Origin of the sequence: uncultured Albimonas sp. (assembly GCF_963977235.1) — a bacterium.
GTDB lineage: Bacteria > Pseudomonadota > Alphaproteobacteria > Rhodobacterales > Rhodobacteraceae > Albimonas.
On sequence record NZ_CAXBOD010000019.1, the window covers coordinates 1 to 21,419 of the forward strand.

General features: G+C 72.4%; 18 protein-coding genes. 9 read left to right on the forward strand and 9 right to left on the reverse strand.

The window, feature by feature from the left end; all coding sequences use genetic code 11:
- Positions 1-145: 145 nt before the first annotated feature.
- The 4 genes from AAC134_RS11170 to AAC134_RS11185 form a co-directional block, all read right to left on the reverse strand.
- The gene (locus AAC134_RS11170) at positions 146-739 is read right to left on the reverse strand and encodes a hypothetical protein (protein WP_339949170.1); all 594 of its coding nucleotides are present in this window, start codon (positions 737-739) and stop codon (positions 146-148) included.
- Between the two features lie 221 nt (positions 740-960).
- On the reverse strand, positions 961-1,935 hold the full coding sequence (locus AAC134_RS11175; RefSeq protein WP_339949171.1) for a calcium-binding protein: 975 nt from the start codon (positions 1,933-1,935) through the stop codon (positions 961-963).
- Positions 1,936-2,056: 121 nt separating this feature from the next.
- Positions 2,057-2,830, reverse strand: a complete 774-nt coding sequence (locus AAC134_RS11180) for an SDR family oxidoreductase (protein ID WP_339949172.1) — start codon at positions 2,828-2,830, stop codon at positions 2,057-2,059.
- A 53-nt stretch (positions 2,831-2,883) separates the two neighbouring features.
- Positions 2,884-3,927: a hypothetical protein gene (locus AAC134_RS11185; protein WP_339949173.1), complete on the reverse strand. Its 1,044-nt coding sequence runs from the start codon at positions 3,925-3,927 to the stop codon at positions 2,884-2,886.
- A 183-nt stretch (positions 3,928-4,110) separates the two neighbouring features.
- Here AAC134_RS11185 and AAC134_RS11190 point away from each other — a divergent pair, with 183 nt between their 5' ends.
- The gene (locus AAC134_RS11190) at positions 4,111-5,808 is read left to right on the forward strand and encodes an NAD(P)/FAD-dependent oxidoreductase (protein ID WP_339949174.1); all 1,698 of its coding nucleotides are present in this window, start codon (positions 4,111-4,113) and stop codon (positions 5,806-5,808) included.
- Positions 5,809-5,918: 110 nt separating this feature from the next.
- On the opposite strand, the gene AAC134_RS11195 is transcribed toward AAC134_RS11190, so the two are convergent.
- Positions 5,919-6,905 (reverse strand): NADPH:quinone oxidoreductase family protein, encoded by a 987-nt coding sequence (locus tag AAC134_RS11195; protein WP_339949175.1) that lies wholly within the window; start codon positions 6,903-6,905, stop codon positions 5,919-5,921.
- 528 nt (positions 6,906-7,433) lie between these two features.
- On the opposite strand from AAC134_RS11195, the gene AAC134_RS11200 reads away from it, so the two are divergent.
- The 8 genes from AAC134_RS11200 to AAC134_RS11235 all read left to right on the forward strand — a co-directional run bounded on the left by AAC134_RS11200 (position 7,434) and on the right by AAC134_RS11235 (position 17,114).
- On the forward strand, positions 7,434-8,096 hold the full coding sequence (locus AAC134_RS11200; RefSeq protein WP_339949176.1) for an acetyl-coenzyme A synthetase N-terminal domain-containing protein: 663 nt from the start codon (positions 7,434-7,436) through the stop codon (positions 8,094-8,096).
- A 78-nt stretch (positions 8,097-8,174) separates the two neighbouring features.
- Positions 8,175-8,435 carry a DUF4212 domain-containing protein gene (locus AAC134_RS11205; protein WP_339949177.1) on the forward strand — a complete coding sequence of 87 codons (261 nt, stop codon included), beginning with the start codon at positions 8,175-8,177 and terminating at the stop codon, positions 8,433-8,435.
- A 12-nt stretch (positions 8,436-8,447) separates the two neighbouring features.
- On the forward strand, positions 8,448-10,235 hold the full coding sequence (locus tag AAC134_RS11210) for a sodium:solute symporter family protein (RefSeq protein WP_339949178.1): 1,788 nt from the start codon (positions 8,448-8,450) through the stop codon (positions 10,233-10,235).
- 112 nt (positions 10,236-10,347) lie between these two features.
- Positions 10,348-12,201 carry a putative nucleotidyltransferase substrate binding domain-containing protein gene (locus tag AAC134_RS11215; RefSeq protein ID WP_339949179.1) on the forward strand — a complete coding sequence of 618 codons (1,854 nt, stop codon included), beginning with the start codon at positions 10,348-10,350 and terminating at the stop codon, positions 12,199-12,201.
- A gap of 52 nt (positions 12,202-12,253) precedes the next feature.
- Complete coding sequence (locus AAC134_RS11220) at positions 12,254-12,823, forward strand: hypothetical protein (protein WP_339949180.1); 570 nt, start codon at positions 12,254-12,256, stop codon at positions 12,821-12,823.
- Positions 12,816-12,998, forward strand: a complete 183-nt coding sequence (locus AAC134_RS11225; RefSeq protein ID WP_339949181.1) for a hypothetical protein — start codon at positions 12,816-12,818, stop codon at positions 12,996-12,998. Before AAC134_RS11220 ends, AAC134_RS11225 begins: the two co-directional genes overlap by 8 nt.
- 526 nt (positions 12,999-13,524) lie before the next feature.
- Positions 13,525-14,400 carry a glutathione-dependent disulfide-bond oxidoreductase gene (gene yghU, locus AAC134_RS11230; protein WP_339949182.1) on the forward strand — a complete coding sequence of 292 codons (876 nt, stop codon included), beginning with the start codon at positions 13,525-13,527 and terminating at the stop codon, positions 14,398-14,400.
- A 200-nt stretch (positions 14,401-14,600) separates the two neighbouring features.
- Positions 14,601-17,114: an EAL domain-containing protein gene (locus AAC134_RS11235; RefSeq protein WP_339949183.1), complete on the forward strand. Its 2,514-nt coding sequence runs from the start codon at positions 14,601-14,603 to the stop codon at positions 17,112-17,114.
- A 135-nt stretch (positions 17,115-17,249) separates the two neighbouring features.
- Here AAC134_RS11235 and arsJ read toward each other — a convergent pair whose 3' ends face one another.
- The 4 genes from arsJ to AAC134_RS11255 all read right to left on the reverse strand — a co-directional run bounded on the left by arsJ (position 17,250) and on the right by AAC134_RS11255 (position 21,215).
- Entirely contained in the window at positions 17,250-18,512 is a 1,263-nt protein-coding gene (gene arsJ, locus AAC134_RS11240; RefSeq protein ID WP_339949184.1) for an organoarsenical effux MFS transporter ArsJ, read from the reverse strand.
- The gene (locus AAC134_RS11245) at positions 18,509-19,522 is read right to left on the reverse strand and encodes an ArsJ-associated glyceraldehyde-3-phosphate dehydrogenase (RefSeq protein WP_339949185.1); all 1,014 of its coding nucleotides are present in this window, start codon (positions 19,520-19,522) and stop codon (positions 18,509-18,511) included. Before AAC134_RS11245 ends, arsJ begins: the two co-directional genes overlap by 4 nt.
- 62 nt (positions 19,523-19,584) lie before the next feature.
- A complete protein-coding gene (locus AAC134_RS11250; protein ID WP_339949186.1) occupies positions 19,585-20,457 on the reverse strand; it encodes a helix-turn-helix domain-containing protein in 873 nt (290 codons plus the stop codon).
- 116 nt (positions 20,458-20,573) lie between these two features.
- Positions 20,574-21,215 (reverse strand): GntR family transcriptional regulator, encoded by a 642-nt coding sequence (locus AAC134_RS11255; protein ID WP_339949187.1) that lies wholly within the window; start codon positions 21,213-21,215, stop codon positions 20,574-20,576.
- Between the last annotated feature and the right edge of the window lie 204 nt (positions 21,216-21,419).

Below are 21,419 nucleotides of genomic sequence, written 5' to 3' on the forward strand. Positions count from 1 at the left end.
ATTTGTAATCAGGGGGTCGGGGGTTCGAGCCCCTCGACCGGCGCCGCGGTCGCCTCGAGCCGATGCCACGCCACGCGGCCGCCTGCGCCGGGCCGGCCCGGCGAAGGGCGCGGGCGGGCGGCGGCGCGGGCGGGCGTCGTGGGGGTCAGGCCGACAGGACCCTGGCGACACGGCGGCGGGCCTCGATCTCCTCGATCTGGCGCAGGCGCGCGGCCTGCGCGTCCTCGACCTGCCGCTCGCAGGCGCCGGGGCCGTCCTTGCAGAGCTCGCGGATGCGGGCGATCGCGGCGTCGGTCTCCTCGTCGAGCTGGTTGCGCAGCGTGTCAAAGAACAGGTCCCGCTCCTGCTCAGAGCGGAACGCCTCGGGCTGCAGCACGAGGGTGATCATGGGCGGGTAATCGTTCATCGCGCCGGAGGCCGCGTCGACCGCCACGCCGATCACGCCCCCGAACAGGATGTTGCCGAAGGTCATCGCCTGGAACTCGGACGACAGCGTGCCGGCGGCGGGCTCGAACCCCTCCTTCCGGCACACCACCGACAGGTCGTTCTTGCTCTTGGGCACCATCATCGAGCCCGGCGTGGGATTGATGAAGGCGACCGTGGCCGCGCCCTGCTTGATCTCGCAGACCGCGCCCGGCGGCTGCGTGGTCACCGTGACGGTGTCGTCGGAGCCCTGGGTGATCGTCGCGCAGGCGGCGGTCGACGCCAGCCCCGCGATCACGATGACGGTCCGGATCATGCGCCTCCCCCCTCTGAAACTCGACTCCGCCCGGCAGCGGCGAAGCTGACTGAAATATTAACCTTCCAGTAATATATTCTTCATCATCATGGCAAGCCGCCGCAGCGCGAGGCCCGGGCCCGGGCCCTGCGGCGCGGGCCTGGTCCCGCAACGAACGCGCCCCCGCCGGCTGGGCGGGGGCGCGCGGTTTCGCAGGGTCGCGGGATCAGAAGAGGTCGGGATCAGAAGAGGAGGCCGCCGTCCTCGAAGTCGAAGATGCCCGCGGTCAGGTCGAGGAGCGAGAAGTCGAGGATCGTCACCTCCCCCTCGTCCAGGCCAAGCACCACGGAATCCCCGACCTGGAGCGCCACGCCCAGGACGTCGAGCAGGTTGGAAATGCCCCCGGCGCCGGAGAGGTCGATCGAGTCCTCCGCGGCGTCGAAGTCCTCGAGCGTGTCGGCGCCGCCGCTGAACACGAACTCGTCCGCGCCCGCGCCGCCGCGCAGGACGTTGTCGCCCGCGCCTCCGTCGAGCACGTCGGCGCCCTCGCCGCCCTCGATCGTGTCATCGCCGCCGCCGCCCATCAGCGCGTCGTCGCCGGCGCCGCCGAACAGGCGGTCGTCGTCTCCGCCGCCCCAGAGGCGGTCGGCGCCCGCTTCGCCGAAGAGACGGTCCGCGCCGCTTCCGCCGCGAAGCGCGTCGTCGCCCTCGCCGCCGCGGAGCAGGTCGTTCGCGCCGCCGCCGCGCAGCTGGTCGGCGCCCGCGCCCCCGAACAGCGCATCCTCGCCGCCGCCCCCGCGCAGGAGGTCCGCGCCGCCGCCGCCGAAGAGCCGGTCGTCGTCGCCGCCCCCCCGGATCACGTCGGCGCGGGCGCCGCCGTAGAGCGCGTCCTCGCCCTTGCCGCCGGCGAGCAGGTCGCGCCCGCCGCCGCCGCGCAGTTCGTCGTCGCCGGCGCCGCCGAACAGCGAATCCCGCCCCAGCCCGCCGAGCAGCATGTCATCCCCGGCGCCGCCTCTCAGGATGTCGGCCTGGCGCATGCCGAACAGCGCGTCGGCGCCCTGGCCGCCGCGCAACTCGTCCTGGCCCTGGCCGCCGCTCAGCTCGTCGTCGCCGCGCTTTCCGAAGACGTCGTCGTCCCCGGCCCTGGCGATGACGACATCGTCGCCCGGGCCTCCGAACAGGGCTTCCGAGGTGCGATTCCCGACAATTCTGGACATGACTTCCTCCACTTTCTCGCCGGTCCTGTCCCCCCAGAGGATCGGCAGTTTGTGGTCCAGATACGGGTGTGCGGCCTCCGAAGTTTCAACTTGAGCGGGATTTTTCCCGCGGCGGGCTCCGTCAGGGGTTCATCTGGCTGCCGCCGTTCACCGACAGGCGCTGGCCGGTGATGTAGCTCGAGGCGTCCGACAGCAGGAAGGCGACGGGGGCGGCGACCTCCTCGGGCTGGGCCCAGCGGGCCAGCGGAATGCGGGCGAGGTAGGTGTCGCGGAACTTCTCGCCGCGGATGGTCTCGGTCATCGGGGTCTCGACCATGCCGAAGGCGACGGTGTTGGCGCGCACGTTGTAGCGCGCGAACTCCCGCGCCGCGGCCATCGAGGTTCCGATGATCCCGGCCTTGGCGGTGGCGTAGTTCGCCTGGCCGATGGTCCCCTGCACGCCCGCGTCCGAGGAGATGTCGACGATCGAGCCGCCGCTCTCGTCCCCGGCCTTGTGGCGGGCGATGCAGTGGGCGCCGAAGGCCTGCAGGAACAGGAAGGCGCCGGTCAGATGCACGTCGAGCACCAGGCGCCACTGCTCGAGCGTCATCTTGTGGATCATCGCGGGGCGGGTGAGGCCGGCCATGTTCACCAGCCCGTGCACCGCGCCGAACTTCGAGACGGCCTCGGCCACCACCGCGCCGGCGAAGTCCGGCTCGGAAACGTCGCCGATCATGCGCAGGGCGCGGTCCTCGCCCAGCTCGGCGCGGGCGGCGGCCAGCGCCTCGGCGTTCATGTCGACCAGCGCGACGGTCCCGCCCAGCGCCACGACCAGCCGCGCGACGGCCAGGCCGATGCCCTGCCCCGCTCCGGTGACGATGACGCTGCGGCCTTCCAGGCTCATGGGGTTTATCATGGGGTCTCCTCCCTCGCGGGCCGTTGATCGGCCCGATGTTCGGGCCCGCCGCCTCAGGCGGCGGGCGTCAGGGTCCAGCGCAGCGCCTCGCCCTCGGGGCGCGCCTCGACGTCGATGAAGGCGCGGTGGGAGGCGACGGCGCCGCGCCACAGCTCGGTCCAGCAGGCGAGCAGATCCTCGCGCGCCTCGCCCTCGATGCCGCGGACGACGCGCAGGCCCTGATGGCGGATCGCGGCGGTCCGGCCGGCGACCTCGACCTCGGCCGCGTCGCCCATGCCTGCGAACATCGCGGCGAGGAAGGCCGCCGCCTCGGCCGGGCCCGCGTCCTCCCCCCCCACGGCCGCGGCCATGCGGCGGTATTCCTGAAGGCCGATCAGCCGGGCCGAGAGGCGGCCGAGCTCCACCGCCCGCTCGCGGCCCAGCACGGCCGAGAGCTCCCGGATCCCGTTGCGGCAGTATTCGACGGCGTAGTTGCGGCCGGCGCGGGCCAGACGCTCGGCGCTCCACTGCTCGGCGGGGGGCGCGGGCTGGGCGGCGGGATCGAAGGGCGGCGGACGCTCGGCGGGGGCGAAGCGCAGGCGCTCATGCTCGCCCAGCTCCCGGTCTTCCTCGATGAAATAGCCGCACAGGCCGAACTGCCCGCTCATGTCCTCGGAAACGCACACGAAGCCCAGGCGCGGGTTCTCCAGCGAGACGCCGTTCTGCGCGTACCAACCGCGCAGGAACCCGCGCGAGGCCTCGATCGGGATGCCGCAGATCACCGCCCCGTCGTACATCCAGCGCGGGTGGCGGAAACGGACCCAGGCCTTGCGGGGACCCTCTTCCATGTATTCCACCGCCACGCCGCCGACGCCGTTCGACAGCACATGGTAGCGCGCGCAGGCGACGGCGTGGGGCAGTCCCTCGAGCCCCAGTTTCGCGAAGCTCGAGAGGAACTTGTCATGGTGCTGGCGGCGGAACAGGCGGAACATCCACTCGCCCACCGCCTCGGGCCCCTCGCGGGTGGCGACCATCAGCTGCAGCCCCAGCAGCCACTGGTGATGCAGCCGCGCCTGCGCCTCGATCGCCGCGTCATGGGCCGTGCCGCTCGCATCCATCGACGTCTCCCTGTGCTCCGGTTTCGCGCGGAGCCTAGCGGCGGCGCGCCGCGGCGGCCAGACGAATTGCTTGCCGGTCGGCAGGTGATCTGCGCCCGCGAACGCGATACACTGCCCCGCGAACGCCCTGCCCGGCGCGCGCATGCGGCCGCAGGACCGGGGCGACCAGATGGGAGGAGCGCGATGCGCATCGAGAATGAGGGCGCGCCCGGGGCCGAGACGCCCGAGCGGCGCGACGCCGTGGTGGTCGGCGCCGGGGTCTGCGGGATCTACCAGCTCTACCGGCTGCGGGAGATGGGGCTCGACGTCGTCTCGCTCGACGCCAACCCCGCGCCGGGCGGCACCTGGTGGATGAACCGCTACCCCGGCGCGCGCTTCGATTCCGAGAGCTACACCTATGGCTTCTCGTTCTCGAAGGCGCTGCTCGAGGAATGGAACTGGTCCGAGCGGTTCAGCGCCCAGCCCGAGAACCTGCGCTATCTCGACTTCGTGGTGGACCGGCTGGACCTGCGCCGCCTGATGCGCTTCGACTCGCGCGTGACCGCCGCCCGCTGGGACGACGCCCGCAACCTGTGGCGGGTCGAGGTCGAGGGCGCCCGCCCCATCGAGTGCCGCTGGCTGTTCATGGGCATCGGCGTGCTCTCCCGCCCCACCATGCCCCGGATCGAGGGCGTGGGCGCGTTCAAGGGCCCCGCTTTCCACACCTACGACTGGCCCCATGAGGGCGTGGACCTCGCCGGCAAGCGGGTGGGGATCATCGGAACCGGCGCCACCGGCATTCAGGTGATCGCCGAGATCGCCGACAAGGTCGGCTCGCTGACCGTCTTCCAGCGCCGCCCGAACTGGAGCGCGCCGCTCAACAACGGCCCGATTTCGGCGCAGGAGATGGCCGACATCAAGACCCGCTACGACGAGATCTTCGCCACCTGCGCGGCCTCTCCGGGCGGGTTCGAGCATGTGCCCGCGCGCACCGGCTTCTGGGAGGCGACCCCCGAGGAACGCCGCGCCCTGTGGGATCGCCTCTACGACCAGCCCGGCTTCGGCATCTGGCTGTCGAACTACAAGGAGATCTTCTTCGACGAGAAGGCCAACGCCGAGTTCTCGGACTACATCGCAGAGCGGATCCGCGGCCGGGTGAACGACCCCGCCACGGCCGAGAAGCTGATCCCCAGCGACCACGGTTTCGGCTGGGCGCGCGTGCCGCTCGAGACCCGGTATTTCGAGGCCTACAACCGCGACAACGTCGAGCTGGTCGACATCTCGCAGACCCCCATCGAGCGGGTGACCGAGACCGGCATCCGCACCTCGGAGCGCGAGTTCGAGCTTGACCTGATCGTCTACGCCACCGGCTTCGACGCCGTCACCGGAGCCTTCGACATGCTCGAGATCGAGGGCCGCGACGGCGTCAAGCTGAACGAGAAGTGGACCCCCGATCCCAGCACCTGGCTGGGCATCATGAGCCACGGCTTCCCCAACCTGTTCACGCCCTCGGGGCCGCAGAGCAGTTCGGCCTCGGTGAACTACCCCCGCTCCATCGAGATGTGCGTGAACTTCGTCTCCTCGCTGATGGAGCACGCGCTGGCCCGCGGCGCGAAGCGGATCGAGCCGACGCAGGCGGCCGAGGACGCCTGGGTGACCCATGTGCGCGAGATGTACGACATGCTGCTGCTGCGCAAGTCGCGCTCGTGGTTCACCGGCTACAACTCCAACATCGAGGGGCGCGAGATCGGCAAGGTCCGCCACATCGTCTACAACGGCGGCGCGCCGAAGTATCAGCGCACGCTCGAGCGCACCGCCGCCGAGGGGTTCCAGGGCCTGATCTTCGACGGCAAGGCGCCGGCCGAGGCGGACGCCGCCCCCGCGGTCCCCGCCCGGGCCTGAGCGCGGCTCAGGGAGGCTCCGGGGTCTTCCCCGGGGCCGCCTTGGGCGCCGCCGCGATCCGCGATCCCTGAGCGCCGCCGCGGCCCGCGGCTTCGCGACCGGTCGCGCCCTCAGTCCAGCGTCGGATCCACCGCCAGCAGGGTCTTCGCCGAGCCCGCGCCGGTCAGCGCGAATTCCAGCGCCGCCGTCGCCTCCTCGAACGGGAACACCCGGCCGACGGGAGGGACCAGCCGGCCCTCGGCGACCCAGTCGAGCAGTTCGCCCAGCGCGCGCTCGGCCGCCTCGGGCTCGAAGACGGCCGAGAACTGGCGGTAGTCGACCCCGACCAGCGAGGCGCCCTTGAGCAACGGCAGATTCACCGGCAGGGCCGGGATCTCGCCGCCGGCAAAGCCGATCACCAGGTGCCGCCCGCCCCAGCGCAGCGAGCGGAAGGCGGGTTGCATCAGCGGGCCGGCGACGGGGTCGAACACCACGTCGACGCCTTCGGGCGCCAGCGCCTTGAGCCGCTCGCGCCAGCCCTCGGGCTCGCGGTCGAGGCTGGCATGGGCGCCGGCGGCCTCGGCGGCGGCGCGCTTCTCGGGCGTGGAGGCGACGGCGATCACCCGCGCGCCCATCGCCCGGCCCACCTGCACCGCGGCCATGCCCGTGCCGCCGGCCGCGCCGATCACCAGCAGCGTCTCGCCCGCCGCAAGCCTTGCCCGGTCGCGCAGCCCATGCAGGGCCGTGAGGTAGTTGACCCGGAACCCCGCGGCCTGGGCGAGGCTCATCGTGGGGGGGATCGCGCGCACGTCGCGGGCCGTGGCCAGCGCGCCTTGCGCGAAGCCGCCCGACACCTTCGCCATCACCCGGTCGCCGGGGGAGACGTCCCAGGACCCCTCGCCCAGCGCCTCGACCACCCCTGCCACCTCGCCCCCCGGCACGTGCGGCAGCGGCGGCTTGACCTGGTAGCGGCCCAGCGAGACCAGCGCGTCGACATAGCCGACGCCGCAGTATCCCACCCGCAGGCGGAGCTCTCCCGCCCCCGGCTCGGGCGTGGGCAGCTCGACCTGACGATAGGCGTCGATGGACTCGAGGCTGGCGGCCTGGATCGCCTTCATGCGCGGTTCTCTCCCGGGGCGGCGGCGGTTGCGGCGTGCACGATGGCGGGCGTCGCGGGCCGAGGCAAGACTTGCCGGCCGGTCGGTCGACACGCCTCCCGATCCTCCCCGCCAGGGTTGATCGCCGCGACGTCATCCCGCTCCCGAAGACCGACCGCGCGCCGTGATTCGGGGGCGTCCACGCCGCCGGCCTGCCGCCCGACGCTGCGATGCGGACCTGTCCGGCGGTGGTCAGCTTCCGGCGGTCCTGCCCGCCCTGGGGGTCGCCGCGGAGCGCAGCATCGTGGCAACGGCAAACACCGAGCCGTCGCCGGCGAGCCTGTTGAAACGCCTCGCAGAACCGCGAGGGCGGCCGCTCCGTTGACAAGGTTGACGTTTGCGTCAGCAAATTGTTGACACACCAAGCCGTTGTTAAAAATACGTAAATCGACAAATCGGGCTTTTTCTGATAACACTTTTTTTACAAAGACGCCCGGCGCGGCGCCCCACCGCCCAGGATCAATCGCGTCGCAAGCGGAGGAAGCCCCCATGACCGCCCCGCCCGGAACCGCCCTTGCCGATCCCCCCCGGCACGCGCCTCCCGCCGGGATCGCGGCCGCAGCCCGCGCCGACGCCGCGCGCGACGCCGAGCTTCACGCCCGCTCGGTCGCCGACCCCGAGGGATTGTGGGCCGAGCAGGGCCGGCGGCTCGAATGGATGCGCCCCCGCACGCGGTCCGAGGACACCTCGTTCGCGCCCGACGGCGTCTCGATCCGCGGGTTCGAGGACGGCGCCCTGAACGGGGCGGCCGACTGCATCGACCGGCGCCTCGCGACCCGCGCCTGGCAGACCGCAACCATCTTCGAGCCGGACGCCCCCGAGGAGCCCGTCCGGCACATCAGCGGCGCCGAGCCCGGCCCGGCCACCCTGCCCGACTTCGGGATGCAGCCCGCAGTGCTCGACGCCCCGAGACGAGAGCTCGAGGAACCGGCCGAGGGCGTGCTGGCGATCAAGGGCAGCCGGCCCGGTCAGATGCGCGCCATCTGGCTGGATCACGAGCCCTTCGCGCAGACCTGTTTCGGGATGTTCGCCGGCGACGATGCCTCGGCCGATGCCTGCCGACGGGACGCGGACCGGACGGACGCGCCGGGCGAGACCTCGAGGCTGGCCGACCCGGCCATGGTCGACGTCCCGGAGACGGCGCTCGCCTGAGCGCGGCCTTTCGAGGCCGGCGCCGCAGGGAGGCGGCGCCGGCGCCCTCACCCCACTGACACGCCAAGGGAGGACCCCATGTCCGAAGAAAAATCGAGCACCGCCTACTGGTCTGCCAACCTCAGGCTGATCGTGGGAAGCCTCGTGGTCTGGGCCCTGGTCTCGTTCGGGTTCGGGATCCTGCTGCGTCCGCTGCTGTCGGGGATCGCGGTCGGGGGATCGGACCTGGGCTTCTGGTTCGCGCAGCAGGGGGCGATCCTGGTCTTCCTCGCGCTGATCTTCTTCTACGCCTGGCGGATGAACAAGCTCGACCGCGACCATGGCGTGGACGAGCAGTGAGGGGCTGAGAGCATGGACCAGTTCACCCTGAACCTGCTGTTCGTGGGCGCGTCCTTCGCGCTCTACATCGGCATCGCCGTCTGGGCCCGCGCGGGCTCGACCTCCGAATTCTACGCCGCCGGGCGCGGCGTGCACCCCGTGACCAACGGCATGGCGACGGCGGCCGACTGGATGTCGGCGGCCTCCTTCATCTCGATGGCCGGCCTGATCGCCTTCGTGGGCTACGACAACTCGACCTACCTGATGGGCTGGACGGGGGGCTATGTGCTGCTTGCCCTCCTGCTCGCGCCCTACCTGCGCAAGTTCGGAAAATACACGGTCTCCGAGTTCATCGGCGACCGGTTCTATTCCTCGACCGCGCGGCTGGTGGCGGTGATCTGCCTCGTCGTCGCCTCCACCACCTATGTCATCGGACAGATGACCGGGGTGGGGGTCGCCTTCGGGCGGTTCCTCGAGGTGGACAACACCACCGGCCTGCTGATCGGCGCGGTGATCGTGTTCGCCTACGCCGTGTTCGGCGGCATGAAGGGCGTCACCTACACCCAGGTCGCCCAGTACGTGGTGCTGATCCTGGCCTACACGATCCCGGCGATCTTCATCTCGCTGCAGCTGACCGGCAACCCGATCCCGGGGCTGGGCCTGTTCGGGGACCACGTCGCCTCGGGCGAGCCGCTGCTGGCGCGTCTCGACCAGATGGTCACCGAGCTCGGGTTCGCCGAATACACCACCCACCATGGCGACACCTTCAACATGGTGCTGTTCACCCTGTCGCTGATGATCGGCACGGCGGGCCTGCCCCACGTGATCATGCGTTTCTTCACCGTGCCCCGCGTCTCGGACGCCCGCTGGTCGGCGGGCTGGGCGCTGGTGTTCATCGCGCTGCTCTACACCACCGCCCCCGCGGTCGGCGCCATGGCCCGGCTGAACATCACCGAGCAGTTCTGGCCCGAGGGCGTCGCCGGCGAGGCGGTGTCGGTCGAGACCATCGAGACCTCGCCCGCCTACGACTGGATGGAGACCTGGCGTCAGACCGGCCTGCTGGGCTGGGAGGACCGCAACGGCGACGGCCGCATCCAGTACTACAACGACGCCTCCCCCGACATGCAGGCGGTGGCGGCCGAGCGCGGCTGGCAGGGCAACGAGCTGACCAACTTCAACCAGGACATCCTGGTGCTCGCCAACCCCGAGATCGCCAACCTGCCCGGCTGGGTCATCGGCCTGGTCGCCGCGGGGGGGCTGGCCGCGGCGCTGTCGACGGCCGCGGGCCTGCTGCTGGCGATCAGCTCGGCGGTCAGTCACGACCTGATCAAGGGCTCGCTCAACCCCGGCATTTCCGAGAAGGGGGAGCTGCTGTCCGCGCGCATCGCCATGGCCGTCGCGATCGCGGTGGCGACCTACCTGGGGCTGAACCCGCCGGGTTTCGCCGCGCAGACCGTGGCGCTCGCCTTCGGGCTTGCGGCGGCCTCGATCTTCCCGGCGCTGATGATGGGAATCTTCTCCAAGAAGATCAACAATCACGGCGCGGTGGCCGGGATGCTGGCGGGCCTCGTGGTGACGCTGGTCTACATCTTCCTGCACAAGGGCTGGTTCTTCATCCCCGAGACCAACAGCTTCACCGACGCCGATCCGCTGCTGGGCACGATCAAGTCGACCTCGTTCGGCGCGGTGGGGGCGGTGGTCAACTTCGCGGTCGCCTATGCGGTGGCCGGCATGACCCGCGAGCCCCCCCAGGAGATCCAGGAGCTGGTCGAGAGCGTGCGCGTCCCCCGCGGCGCCGCGATCGCCCAGGCCGGCCACTGAGCCGACCCCGACCCCTTCCGGGGGCGCGCCCCGCGCGCCCCCGGAGCCCCCCGAATATCCTCCGCGTCCCGCCCTCCCAGGGTCCCCGGACGCCCGCAGCGGCGAGGCCGTGATGAGCGAAGCCCCCACCTCCGGAGCCTCGAGGCCGCCAGACCGGCTCGTCGACCGGCTGGCCCGCTTCGCCCCCTTCGACCGCCTGCCCCCCGACCGCCATGCCGAGCTCGACCGCGAGCTGACCCGCCTCGCGGCCGCCCCCGGCGACACGATCTTCGCGCAGGGCGAGCTCCTCCGCGGTCTCTACGTGATCCTCTCGGGCGTGATCGAGGTGCGCGCCGCCCAAGGCGAGGTCGTCTCCCGCCGCGGCGAAGGCGAGGCGATGGGCGAGCGCGGCCTGCAGCGCGACGGCCGCGCCATGCTGGGCGCGCAGGCGCAGACGGCGGCCGAGCTGCTGCTGATCCCCGCCCCCCTGTTCCTCCGCCTGCTGGCGCAAGAGCCCGAGCTCGCCCGCTGGTTCGGCCGCGCCGTCCCCGCCGAGCCAGAGCGGGACGGACCCTGCGCCGCCGGCCTGACCGCGCTCGAGGTCGCCGACCTGATGGCGCGCCGCCCGTTGCGCGCGTCGCCCCAGACATCCGTGAGGGAGATCGCGCAGCTGATGCGCGCGGCCTCGGTCAGCTCGGTCCTGATCACCGAGGCGGAGCGGCTGGTCGGCATCGTCACCGTCCACGACCTGACCGGCAAGGTGCTGGCCGAGGGTCTGTCGGGCGACCTGCCCGTCGCGCAGGCGATGACCCCCGACCCCCTGACCATCGGCCCCGAGGCGACCGGCCTCGACGCGATGGTCGCCATGGCGGGTCGGCGGATCAACCACCTGCCCGTCGTCGACCGGGACGGGCGGCTGGCGGGGATGATCGCGCGCACCGACCTGTTCTGCCGCGAGGCCGCCGCGGCCAGCCACATGGCCGGCGAGCTCGTCGCCGCCCCCGACGCCGAGACCATGGTCGAGGTGTTCGCCCGGCTGCCCGAACTGCTGGGCGCGCTGGTCGCCGCGGGCGCGAGGCCCGCCGCGATCTGCCGGCGGATCAGCGACCTCGCCGACGCCGCCACCCGCCGCCTGCTGCAACTGGCCGAGGCGCGGCTGGGCCCGCCGCCGGTCCCCTACCTGTGGGCCGCCTGCGGCAGCCAGGGCCGGCGCGAGCAGACCGGCGTCTCCGACCAGGACAACTGCCTGATCCTCGACGACCGGGCGCGCCCCGAGCATGACGCCTATTTCCGAGATCTCGCGCGGTTTGTCTGCGACGGACTGAACCGGGCGGGGTTCGTCTTCTGCCCGGGCGACATGATGGCGACGAATCCTCGCTGGCGGCAGCCGCGCGCCCGCTGGCTGGGCTGGTTCGCGGACTGGATCGCCGAGCCCGACGACAGGGCCCAAATGCTCGCCTCGGTGATGTTCGACCTGCGGCCGATCGCGGGCGAGATGGCGCTGTTCGACGACCTGCATGCGCGAACGCTCGCGATGGCGCGGGGCAATTCGATCTTCCTGCGCCACATGGTCGGCAACGCGCTCCGGCACGCGCCGCCGCTGAGCCTGTTTCGGGGGCTGTCCACGATCCGCTCGGGCGCGCATCGCAATACGCTCGACCTCAAGATGGCCGGCGTGGTCCCGGTGGTCGACCTCGCCCGCATCTACGCGCTGCGCGGCGGGATCGAGCCCGCCAACACGCGCGAGAGGATCCTCGCCGCCCGGGACCTGGGCGTGATCTCGCGGGCCGGCGGCCACGACCTGCTGGACGCCTACGACCTGATCGCGCAGACCCGGCTTCGTCATCAGGCCGCGCAGATCGGCCGCGGGGAAGCGCCCGACAACCACCTCGCGCCCGAGGGGTTCTCGGACCTCGAGCGCAATCACCTTCGCGACGCGTTCCTGGTGGTCAAGACGATGCAGTCCGCGCTCGGCCAGGGCGCCTGAGGGCGGGCGGGCCAGGTTGGACGGGCGAGGGTGGGCAAGGGAGGCCGCGCCGATGTTTCTGGAGCTGATCGCGACGATCGTGGCGGGGGTCGGGGCCGCGGGCCTCGTGCTGCTGGTCAACCGCCTCGCGGGCGGGCGCCTGCCCCGCTGGGGGGCGCCGGTGGCGGCCGGCGCGGCGATGCTCGCCGCCACCATCTGGTCGGAATACGACTGGGAGAGCCGCACCCGCGCGGGCCTCCCCCCGGGCCTGCACGTGGTCGAGACGGTCGAGGAGACCGCCCTGCATCGCCCCTGGACCTACCTGGCGCCGCTGACCACGCGCCTCGCGGCGCTGGACGTGGCGGGGCTGCAGTCCAAGCCCGGGGCCGAGGGAGTGAAGCTCGCCGAGGTCTGGTTCTTCGGCCGCTGGCGCCCGGTCCGCCGGGCGCCGCTGCTGATCCGCTGCGCCCCCGCCGCCCAGGCGCCGGTCACCGACGCGGCGCTGGCCGACGTCTCGGCCGCCGCCTGGCGCGCCGTGCCCGCCGACGATCCCCTGGTCGCCGCCGCCTGCGCGCCCGGGGCGCCCGGCGCCTCGGGCGCCCTGCCCGGCCGAGCCGCGCCCCTCAGCGCCTCGGATGCCTGACCATTCGGTGCTGGCGGTCGAGGACGAAGACGCTATCGCCCTCGCGCTGCAGGGTCCGATCGGGCGCGAAGGGTTCGGCCTGACCCGCCTGGCCACCGGCGCCGAGGCGCTCCCGCGCATGCCCTTCGACACGCGCGAGCGGACCGCCGCCCTCCGCGCCCTGCCGGCGGACTGAGGCGATGGCTCCGCCAGGCCGACCCGGAACAGGAGACTCCGCGCACGGGCCGCAGACCTCCGCCGCCAACACCTCCGACGCAGGGGCCGAGGACGCCCCCCACGCCACCCCGAAGGTCGACCCCGACCCCGATGCAGACAGCGTCGAGAGCGATGCGCGACCCTGGACAGAGGCGGGCCCGACCTCGCGACCCGGCCTGCGCCTCCGCTTCGCGCCGTTCTTCGCCGCCGTGGCGCTCAGGGGCGCGGACGCCGTCGCCGGGGCGTTGTGGTTCGGCCATGCCCGCGTCGGCCGCCCCGTCGAGAGCTCGGTGGCCGCGGGCCTGCTTGCCGGCTTCGCCCCCCTCCCGCCGCCTCTGCCCGCCTGCCGCCGGCAGGCGGCGCACGGTGGACAATGGCGCGCGGCTGGGCGAGGTCTTGGAGCGGCCGGCCCTCTGCGGGCCGACCCCACGCCCCCCGCGCCGGCCTTCCGCCGGCGATGTCCCTTGCGCCGGCCCCTGTCGGCGACCCGCACCGAGAGACGCGACATGCCCGAAGATTACACGCCCCCCAAGGTCTGGACCTGGAACAAGGAGAGCGGCGGCCGCTTCGCTTCGATCAACCGCCCCATCGCCGGCGCGACCCACGAAAAGGACCTGCCCGAGGGCGAGCACCCCTTCCAGCTCTATTCGCTGGCCACCCCCAACGGGGTGAAGGTCACCATCATGTTCGAGGAGCTGCTCGCGGCCGGCCACACGGGCGCCGAGTACGACGCCTGGCCGATCCGCATCGGGGACGGCGACCAGTTCTCCTCGGGGTTCGTGTCGATCAACCCCAACTCCAAGATCCCGGCGCTGCTCGACCGCTCGGGCCCCGAGCCGGTCAGGGTCTTCGAATCCGCCGCCATCCTCGTGCACCTGGCCGAGAAGTTCGACGCCTTCATCGCGAAGGACCCCGCCGCCCGCGCGGAGATGTTCTCCTGGCTGATGTGGCAGATGGGCTCGGCCCCCTACCTCGGCGGCGGCTTCGGGCACTTCTACGCCTATGCGCCCGAGAAATGGGAATACCCCATCGACCGCTTCGCCATGGAGGTGAAGCGCCAGCTCGACGTGCTCGACCGCCGGCTGGCCGAGAGCGAGTTCATCGCGGGCCCCGACTACACCATCGCCGACATGGCGATCTGGCCCTGGTATGGCCAGCTCCAGCAGGGGAAACTCTATGAGTCGGGGGAGTTCCTGGATGTGAGCTCCTACCGGAACGTCGCCCGCTGGACCGAGGCGATCGACGCCCGCCCCGCGGTGAAGCGCGGCAAGAAGGTCAACCGCCTGACCGGCCACCCCGCCGGCCAGCTGCACGAGCGCCACGACGCCTCGGACTTCGACCTGCGCACCCAGGACAAGATCGGCGAGCCCGACAACGGCTGACCCCTGGCCGTCCATGAGACAGGGAGCGCCCCCGCGCGGGGGCCTCCCGCTCCGCGCGGGGGCGCCCGGATGCGCCTCCGGGCCCTCCGCGCGCCCCCGACGGGGCTCCGGACGGGCTCGCGATCGGGCCGGCGTTAAAGCGATCCTCACGAATGAGCGATACCAGCCGCGACATGCGTTGGTCGCCGAGGGTTTCGTTGATGCCGGATGCCGCGGAACTTTTTCACGCCCTGCTCGGGGGGGCGGAGGTCCCTGCCCTGCTCGCCGCGGCGGACGGACGGGCGCTGGCCATCAACGTCGCGTTCGCCCATCGCCTGGGACGCAATGCGGACTGGCGCCCCGCGAGGGTCGACGACCTGCTCGACCCCGACCCCGCGCTGGTCGCCGCGCACCGCGACGCCGTCGCGCGGGCGCTGGCGACGCGGGGGCGCGAGGTCCTGATCGAGGGCGCCTTCCGCGACGCCGCGGGCGGGAGCCTGCGCCTGGCCTGCCGCATCTCGACCGTGCGGCTGGCCGAAAGCGTCAACGTGCTGCACCTCCTCGCCCCCGCCGCGTTCGACACCGCCGACCGCCTGACGATGCTCGAGTCGATGGCCGACGAGGCGCCGGTGGCGCTGTTCGATTACCGGCTCAACCCCGACCGGTCGGTCAGCCTGCCCTATTTCAACGCCGCCACGCCCGAGATCTTCGGCGTTTCCGCCGAGCGGCTGGCCGCGGACGGCGCGACCCTGTTCAGCCTGGTCCCGGCCGAGGACCGGAAGGCGATCGCCGAAACCATCGCCGCCACCAGCATGTCGATGCAGACCGGCGTCGAGCGCTACCGCGTCAACCACCCGACCCGCGGCCTGCGCCACATCATCGGCGAGGGCACGCCCCGCGCCCTGCCCGACGGCGCCGTGTCGTGGCGCTGCGTGGCTTTCGACGTGACCGCGAGCCATGACGCCGAGCTGCGCGCCAACGCCGCGACCGAGGCGTTGGCCCAGGCGCACGAGCGTCTCGCCCGCATCGCGCTGATCGCGCCCGTGGGCCTCTACGAGTTCCGCATCGACAGCGCGGGCGCCTGGAGCTTCCCCTACCTCAGTCCGCACATGAAGGAACTGATGGGCGTCACGGCCGACGGCGAGGCCGTCACCGTCGAGACCGTGTTCCACCGCGTCTTCCCCGAGGACCTCGCCGGCATCGCCGAAAGCACCGACCGCAGCGCCCGCACGCTGGAGCGCTGGAACCGCCGCTTCCGTCTCGATCATCCCAGGCGCGGCCTGATCTGGCTGCGGGGGGAATCGGTCCCATCGGTCGATGCGAACGGGACGGTGACCTGGACCGGCGCGCTCTATGACGTGACCGAGGACGTGCGCCGCGAGGGCGAGCTGGCCGCGGCCCACGCCCGCGCCGACGCGATGCGCGCCGAGAACGAGCGTCAGGCCCTGCAGGACGGGCTGACCGGGCTTCCCAACCGCCGCGCCTACGACCGCGCCTTCGGGGCGCGCATCGAGGCCGCGCGCGAAGGCTCGGGCCCCTCGGACGCGATCCTGGTGCGGCTCGACCTCGACCACTTCAAGACCGTCAACGACACCATGGGGCACGAGGCCGGGGACCGCGTGCTCCGGCAGGTCGCCGCGTCGCTTCGCAACGGCCTGCGGCAAGCCGACTTCCTGGCGCGGATCGGCGGGGACGAGTTCTCGATCCTGCTGGCCCCCGGCACGACGCCCGAGGCGGCCGAGGAGCTCGTCGCCCGCATCCACGCCAGTCTCGACGAACCGGTGCTCCACGACGGGCGACCCTGTCGCTTCGGCGCCAGTTTCGGCATCGCCCACACCGAGGCGCTGGGCGAGACGGGGGTGGAGCTTCAGGTCTTCGCCGACGCCGCCCTCTACCGCGCCAAGGAGGGGGGGCGCAGCCGGCTGGAGATGTTCACGCCCGAGCTGCACCGCGGCATCCTCACCGACCGGCGCCTGGCCGTGCAGATCCAGGACGCCATCGACCGGGACGAGTTCACGCCCTTCTTCCAGCCCCAGGTCCGCGCCCGCGACCGCGGGCTGCACGGGGCCGAGGTCCTGCTGCGCTGGCGCCACCCCCACCGCGGCCTGCTGGGCCCGCCCGACTTCCTGCGCGTGGCCGAGCAGCTGCGCCTGGTGCCTCGCATCGACCGCCGGCTGATGGAACGCTCGCGCGAGGTGCTGGATCGCTGGGCGGCGGCGGGTTTCATCGCCCCGCGGCTGAGCTTCAACATGAGCGCGGGGCGGATCCGCGACCCCGACGTGGTCGAGACCTCGCGCCTGATCGGCGCCGGCCCGACCCGCATCGCCATGGAACTGCTGGAATCCACCCTGGTGGAGGAGGAGAGCGACCTGTTCCGCTTCAACCTCGACCGCATCCGCGAGGCCGGGATCGCCATCGAGATCGACGACTTCGGCTCGGGCCACGCCTCGATCGTGGGGCTGACCCAGGTGGCGCCGGACGCGCTGAAGATCGACCGCCGTCTGGTGGCTCCGGTGGCCGAGAACGCCCGCTCGCGCAAGCTGATCCGCGCGATCCTCGAGATCGCGCAAACGCTGGGCATCTCGACCGTGGCCGAAGGGGTCGAGACCGAGGCGCAGGCCAGGGTGCTGGCGGAGCTCGGCTGCGACGTGCTGCAGGGCTACCATTTTGGCGCCCCGATGGCCGAGGACGACTTCCTCGATTTCGCCCGCGCCTGGCCCGCCCGCGTCGCCTGAGCGTCCGAGCGCGTCCCGGGCTCGCCCCGGAACCGCTTCCCGACCGTCAGACAGACGCCGCCCATCCCAGCCGCCGGCGCCGCCCATCCCGAGCGCCCCCCGGGGCCTCCCGCGCGCAGCCCGCGGGCGCCGCGCTCAGGCCCGCGCGCCCTCCTTGCGGTCCATCAGCCCGGCGCAGCCCCAGCTTGCGGCCGCCATCAGCCCCGCCGCCGCAAGGCAGGTCGCAAGCCCCCCCGCCTGGTAGGCCAGCCCCGAGAGCAGCGTGCCCGTCAGCCGTCCCGCCGCGTTGGCCATGTAGTAGAAGCCCACGTCCATCGTCACCCGTTCGGCCTTCGAGAAGGCGAGGATCAGGTAGGAGTGCAGCGCCGAGTTGATCGCGAACACCGCGCCGAAGACCAGCAGCCCCGCGATCAGCGTGGCCGTCAGCCAGTCCGCCGGCGCCCCCGCCGCCCAGGCCGCGCCCGCCAGCCCCAGCGGGATCAGCGCCAGCAGCCCCGCCCACAGCCGCGCGAGCCCCACCGTCTGCGCCACGGTCTTGTCGCGCGCGCGCAGGATCCGCGGCGCGAAGGCCTGCACCGCCCCGTAGCCGATGATCCACACCGCCATGAAGGTCCCGACCTGGAAGAACGCCGCCCGGTCGCCCGCCGGCGTCCCGTCCGAGAGCACGTGGTGGAAGTAGATCGGGATCCCCACCACGAACCACACGTCCCGCGCGCCGAACAGGAACAGCCGCGCCGCCGAGAGGATGTTGATGTCGCGATCCTTCGAAATCACCTCGGCGAACTTCGCCCCCCTGCGCCCGCGCGGGAGGCCCGCGGGCATGAACAGCGCCACCGCGGCCAGAACTGCGAGCAGCCCGGCGGCCATCGCCAGCACCGCCGCCTGAAACCCCGCCGCCGCCAGCAGCGCCGAGCCCAGCAGGAAGCCCAGCCCCTTCACCGCGTTCTTCGAGCCGGTCAGCGCCGCCACCCAGGCGAACAGCCCCCCGCCCTCGGTCGGGGCCAGCAGCTTCACCGCGCTCTTGGAGCTCATCTTGGCGAGGTCCTTGGCGACCCCCGAGGCGCCCTGCACCGCCATCACGAAGCCCACCGACAGCGCCAGCGTCCACCCCGGATCCACCAGGCTCAGCGCCCCCAGCGCCGCGATCTGCAACGCCAGCCCCGCATAGAGCGTCACGGTCAGCCCGAAGCGCGCCGCGATCCAGCCCGCGCAGAGGTTGGTGACCATCCCCGCGATCTCGTAGAGCAGGAACAGGTAGGCGAGCTGGATCGGCGAGAAGCCCAGCACATGGAAATGCAGCAGCACCAGCATCCGCAGCGCGCCGTCGGTCAGCATGAACGCCCAGTAGGCCGCGGTCACCGCCGCGTAGGCCGCCAGCGGCCGGGCGGGGGCGGTCATCGCAGTCCCTCCGCCACCAGCCGCAGCACGTCGACCAGCCGGCAGGCGTAGCCCCATTCGTTGTCGTACCAGGCGTAGATTTTGGCCTGCGTGCCGTTGACCACCAGCGTCGAGGGCCCGTCGATCACCACCGAGCGCGGCTCGTTGACGAAATCGGCCGAGACCAGCGGCCGGCTCTCGAACCCCAGGATGCCGGCCAGCGGCCCGACCTCGGCGGCCTGGAACAGCGCGTTGATCTCCTCGGCCGAGGTCGGGCGCTCCATCTCGAAGACGCAGTCGGTCAGCGAGGCGTTGAGCAGCGGCACGCGCACCGCGTGGCCGTTCAGCCGCCCCGCCAGCTCGGGATAGATCAGCGTGATCGCGGCGGCAGAGCCGGTGGTCGTGGGCACCAGCGAATTCAACGCCGAGCGCGCCCGCCGCAGGTCCTTGGCCGGCCGGTCCACGAGGGTCTGGGTGTTGGTGACGTCATGCAGCGTGGTGATCGAGCCGTGCGAGATCCCGATCGCCTCGTGCAGCACCTTCACCACCGGGGCGAGGCAGTTGGTGGTGCAGCTCGCGGCCGTCACAAGGTGGTGGGTCGCGGGTTCGTAGAGGCGATGGTTGACGCCGTAGACGATGTTGAGCGCCGGCGCTTGCTTCACCGGGGCCGAGACCACCACCTTCTTCACGCCCGCGTCGTAGTAGGGCTGCGCCTTCGCGGGGGTCTTGAAGACGCCGGTGCAGTCGAGCACGACATCGACGCCCAGCTCGGCCAGCGGCAGGTCCTCGATCCGCGCCGCACGGGTCATCGCCATGCGGGTTCCGCGCAGGGTCAGACTGTGGTCGTCATGCGCGGCCTGCGCGTCCCAGCGGCCGTGGACGGTGTCGAACTCCATCAGGTGCGCGTGCTGGGCCGGGTCGCCCACGGCGTCGTTGAGCAGCACGATCTCTCCGGGCAGGCCCTGGTCGAAGGCCGCGCGCAGGGCGAGTTTTCCCATTCGGCCGAGGCCGTTGACGGCGATGCGGGGCATGAGGTCTCCGGATATGCAAGCGGCGCCCCGGGCGGGGCGCCGTCGACAGGAAACGGCCGGGGTCAGGCCGCGGGCGAGCGCGCGTCCCGGTCGAGCGCGATGGCGTCGAGCCGCGACTGCAGCGAGATCCGGTCGAGCGAGTCGAGCGGCAGCGCCGTGAAGGCCGAGATCCGCCGCTGCAGGCCGCGGTAGGCCTCGAGGAAGGCGAGGCCCTTCTCGGCCTCCGTCCCCTCGGCCTTGACCGGGTCGGGCATCCCCCAGTGGGCCGAGATCGGCTGGCCCGGCCAGGGCGGGCAGTCCTCGTTCGCGGCCTGGTCGCAGACCGTGAACACGAAATCGAGCGGCGGCGCATCGGGGCCCTGGAACTCCGACACGTGCTTCGCGCGCAGGCCCGAGACGTCGTGGCCCAGCTCCTGCAGCGTCTTCACCGCGTGGGGGTTCAGCTCCGAGTAGGGCCGCGTGCCGGCCGAGAAGGCGTTGAACCTCCCCGAGCCGTCCTTGCGCAGGATCGTCTCGGCGAAGATCGAGCGGGCCGAGTTGCCGGTGCAGATGAACAGGACGGTGTAGGGACGCTCGATGCGGGGGGCGGTCATCCGGGGCTCTCCGAAGGGCTGCACGTCGCGGGCTGCGAGGGGGATGCAGATCTCGGGCCGCCCGCGACAGCAGTCCGAGACCAGGTAGTCGACCAGCCCGCCGGTGCGGGCGAGGTCGATGCTGTAGAATACCGACTTCCCACGACGTTCCGATGTCACCAGCCCCGCGCGGGCCAGCGCCATCACGTTCACCGAGAGGGTGTTGGCCTTCATCCCCAGCGCCTGGGCGATCTCGCTGGGCCGCACGCCGTCAGGCGCGCGCCGGGCGAGCAGGCGAAACACGGCCAGCCGGCCGGGGTGACCCAGGGCCGCGAAGGCCTCGACGTTGCGATCTGATTCCATGATTCATGGATACATGAATTATAGACTTGTCGCAAGCCGGCCGAGCGCCTGCGATCGCTCGGGCGATCCGGGCGATCCAGGGCGGAGGGACAGGCGCGGGAGAGGGGCCGGGCGCTCTATCGCGCCGGCGCGGCGAAGCGGCGATAGCCCCGCGCCCAGCGAGCGGCGTCGGCGACCATCGCGGCGCGGGCGGCGGGCCCGTCGCGGCCGCGCAGGGCCGCGATCAGGTCGGTGTGGGGCCCCGGCCGCCAGCGCGGCGCATGGGCGTCGACCGAATGCCACAGCAGCGGGCCAGAGCGGACCCAGAGCCCCTCGACCAGCTCCGAGAGGATCGGCGACCCGCCCAGCCGGCAGGCCTCGAGGTGGAAGCGGGTGTTCAGGCGCACCGCCTCGGGGATCTCGCCGGCCGAGTGTCGCGCCACCAGATCGGCGTTGATCCGCTGCAGGCGGTCGACGTCCTCGGGGCTCGCCCGTTCGGCGGCCTGGGCGGCGGCGCGGCCCTCGAGGTCCTCGCGCAGCACCATGATCTCGTCGACCTGCTCGACCGTCAGCACGGGGACGGTGGCCGCCCCGCGGGCGTCGACGCTCAGCGCCCGCTCGCCGGCGAGCCGCAGCATCGCCTCGCGCATCGGGGTGACCGAGATCGCGAAGCGGCGCGACATCGGGCGCAGCGCCAGGTGAGCGCCCGGTTTCAGGCGGCCCTCGGTCAGCGCGGCGCGCAGCGCGCGGTAGGCGGATTCGGACAGGTTCTCGCGCACCAGCGGCCGGGCCCAGTCCTCGCCCGGGCGCGGGGACGGGGCGGCCTCGGCGGCAGGCGCGGCCGGGCGCGCGGCGGCGTCGGGCCGGGCGTCGGGCGCGGCCCCGCGCGATGCGCGGGCCTCCTCGGCGATGTCGGCGGCAGTGCGTGCAGGCGGCGGAATGCTCCGGCCCTCCTCCCTGATCCTGGCGCATCGGCGGATTGG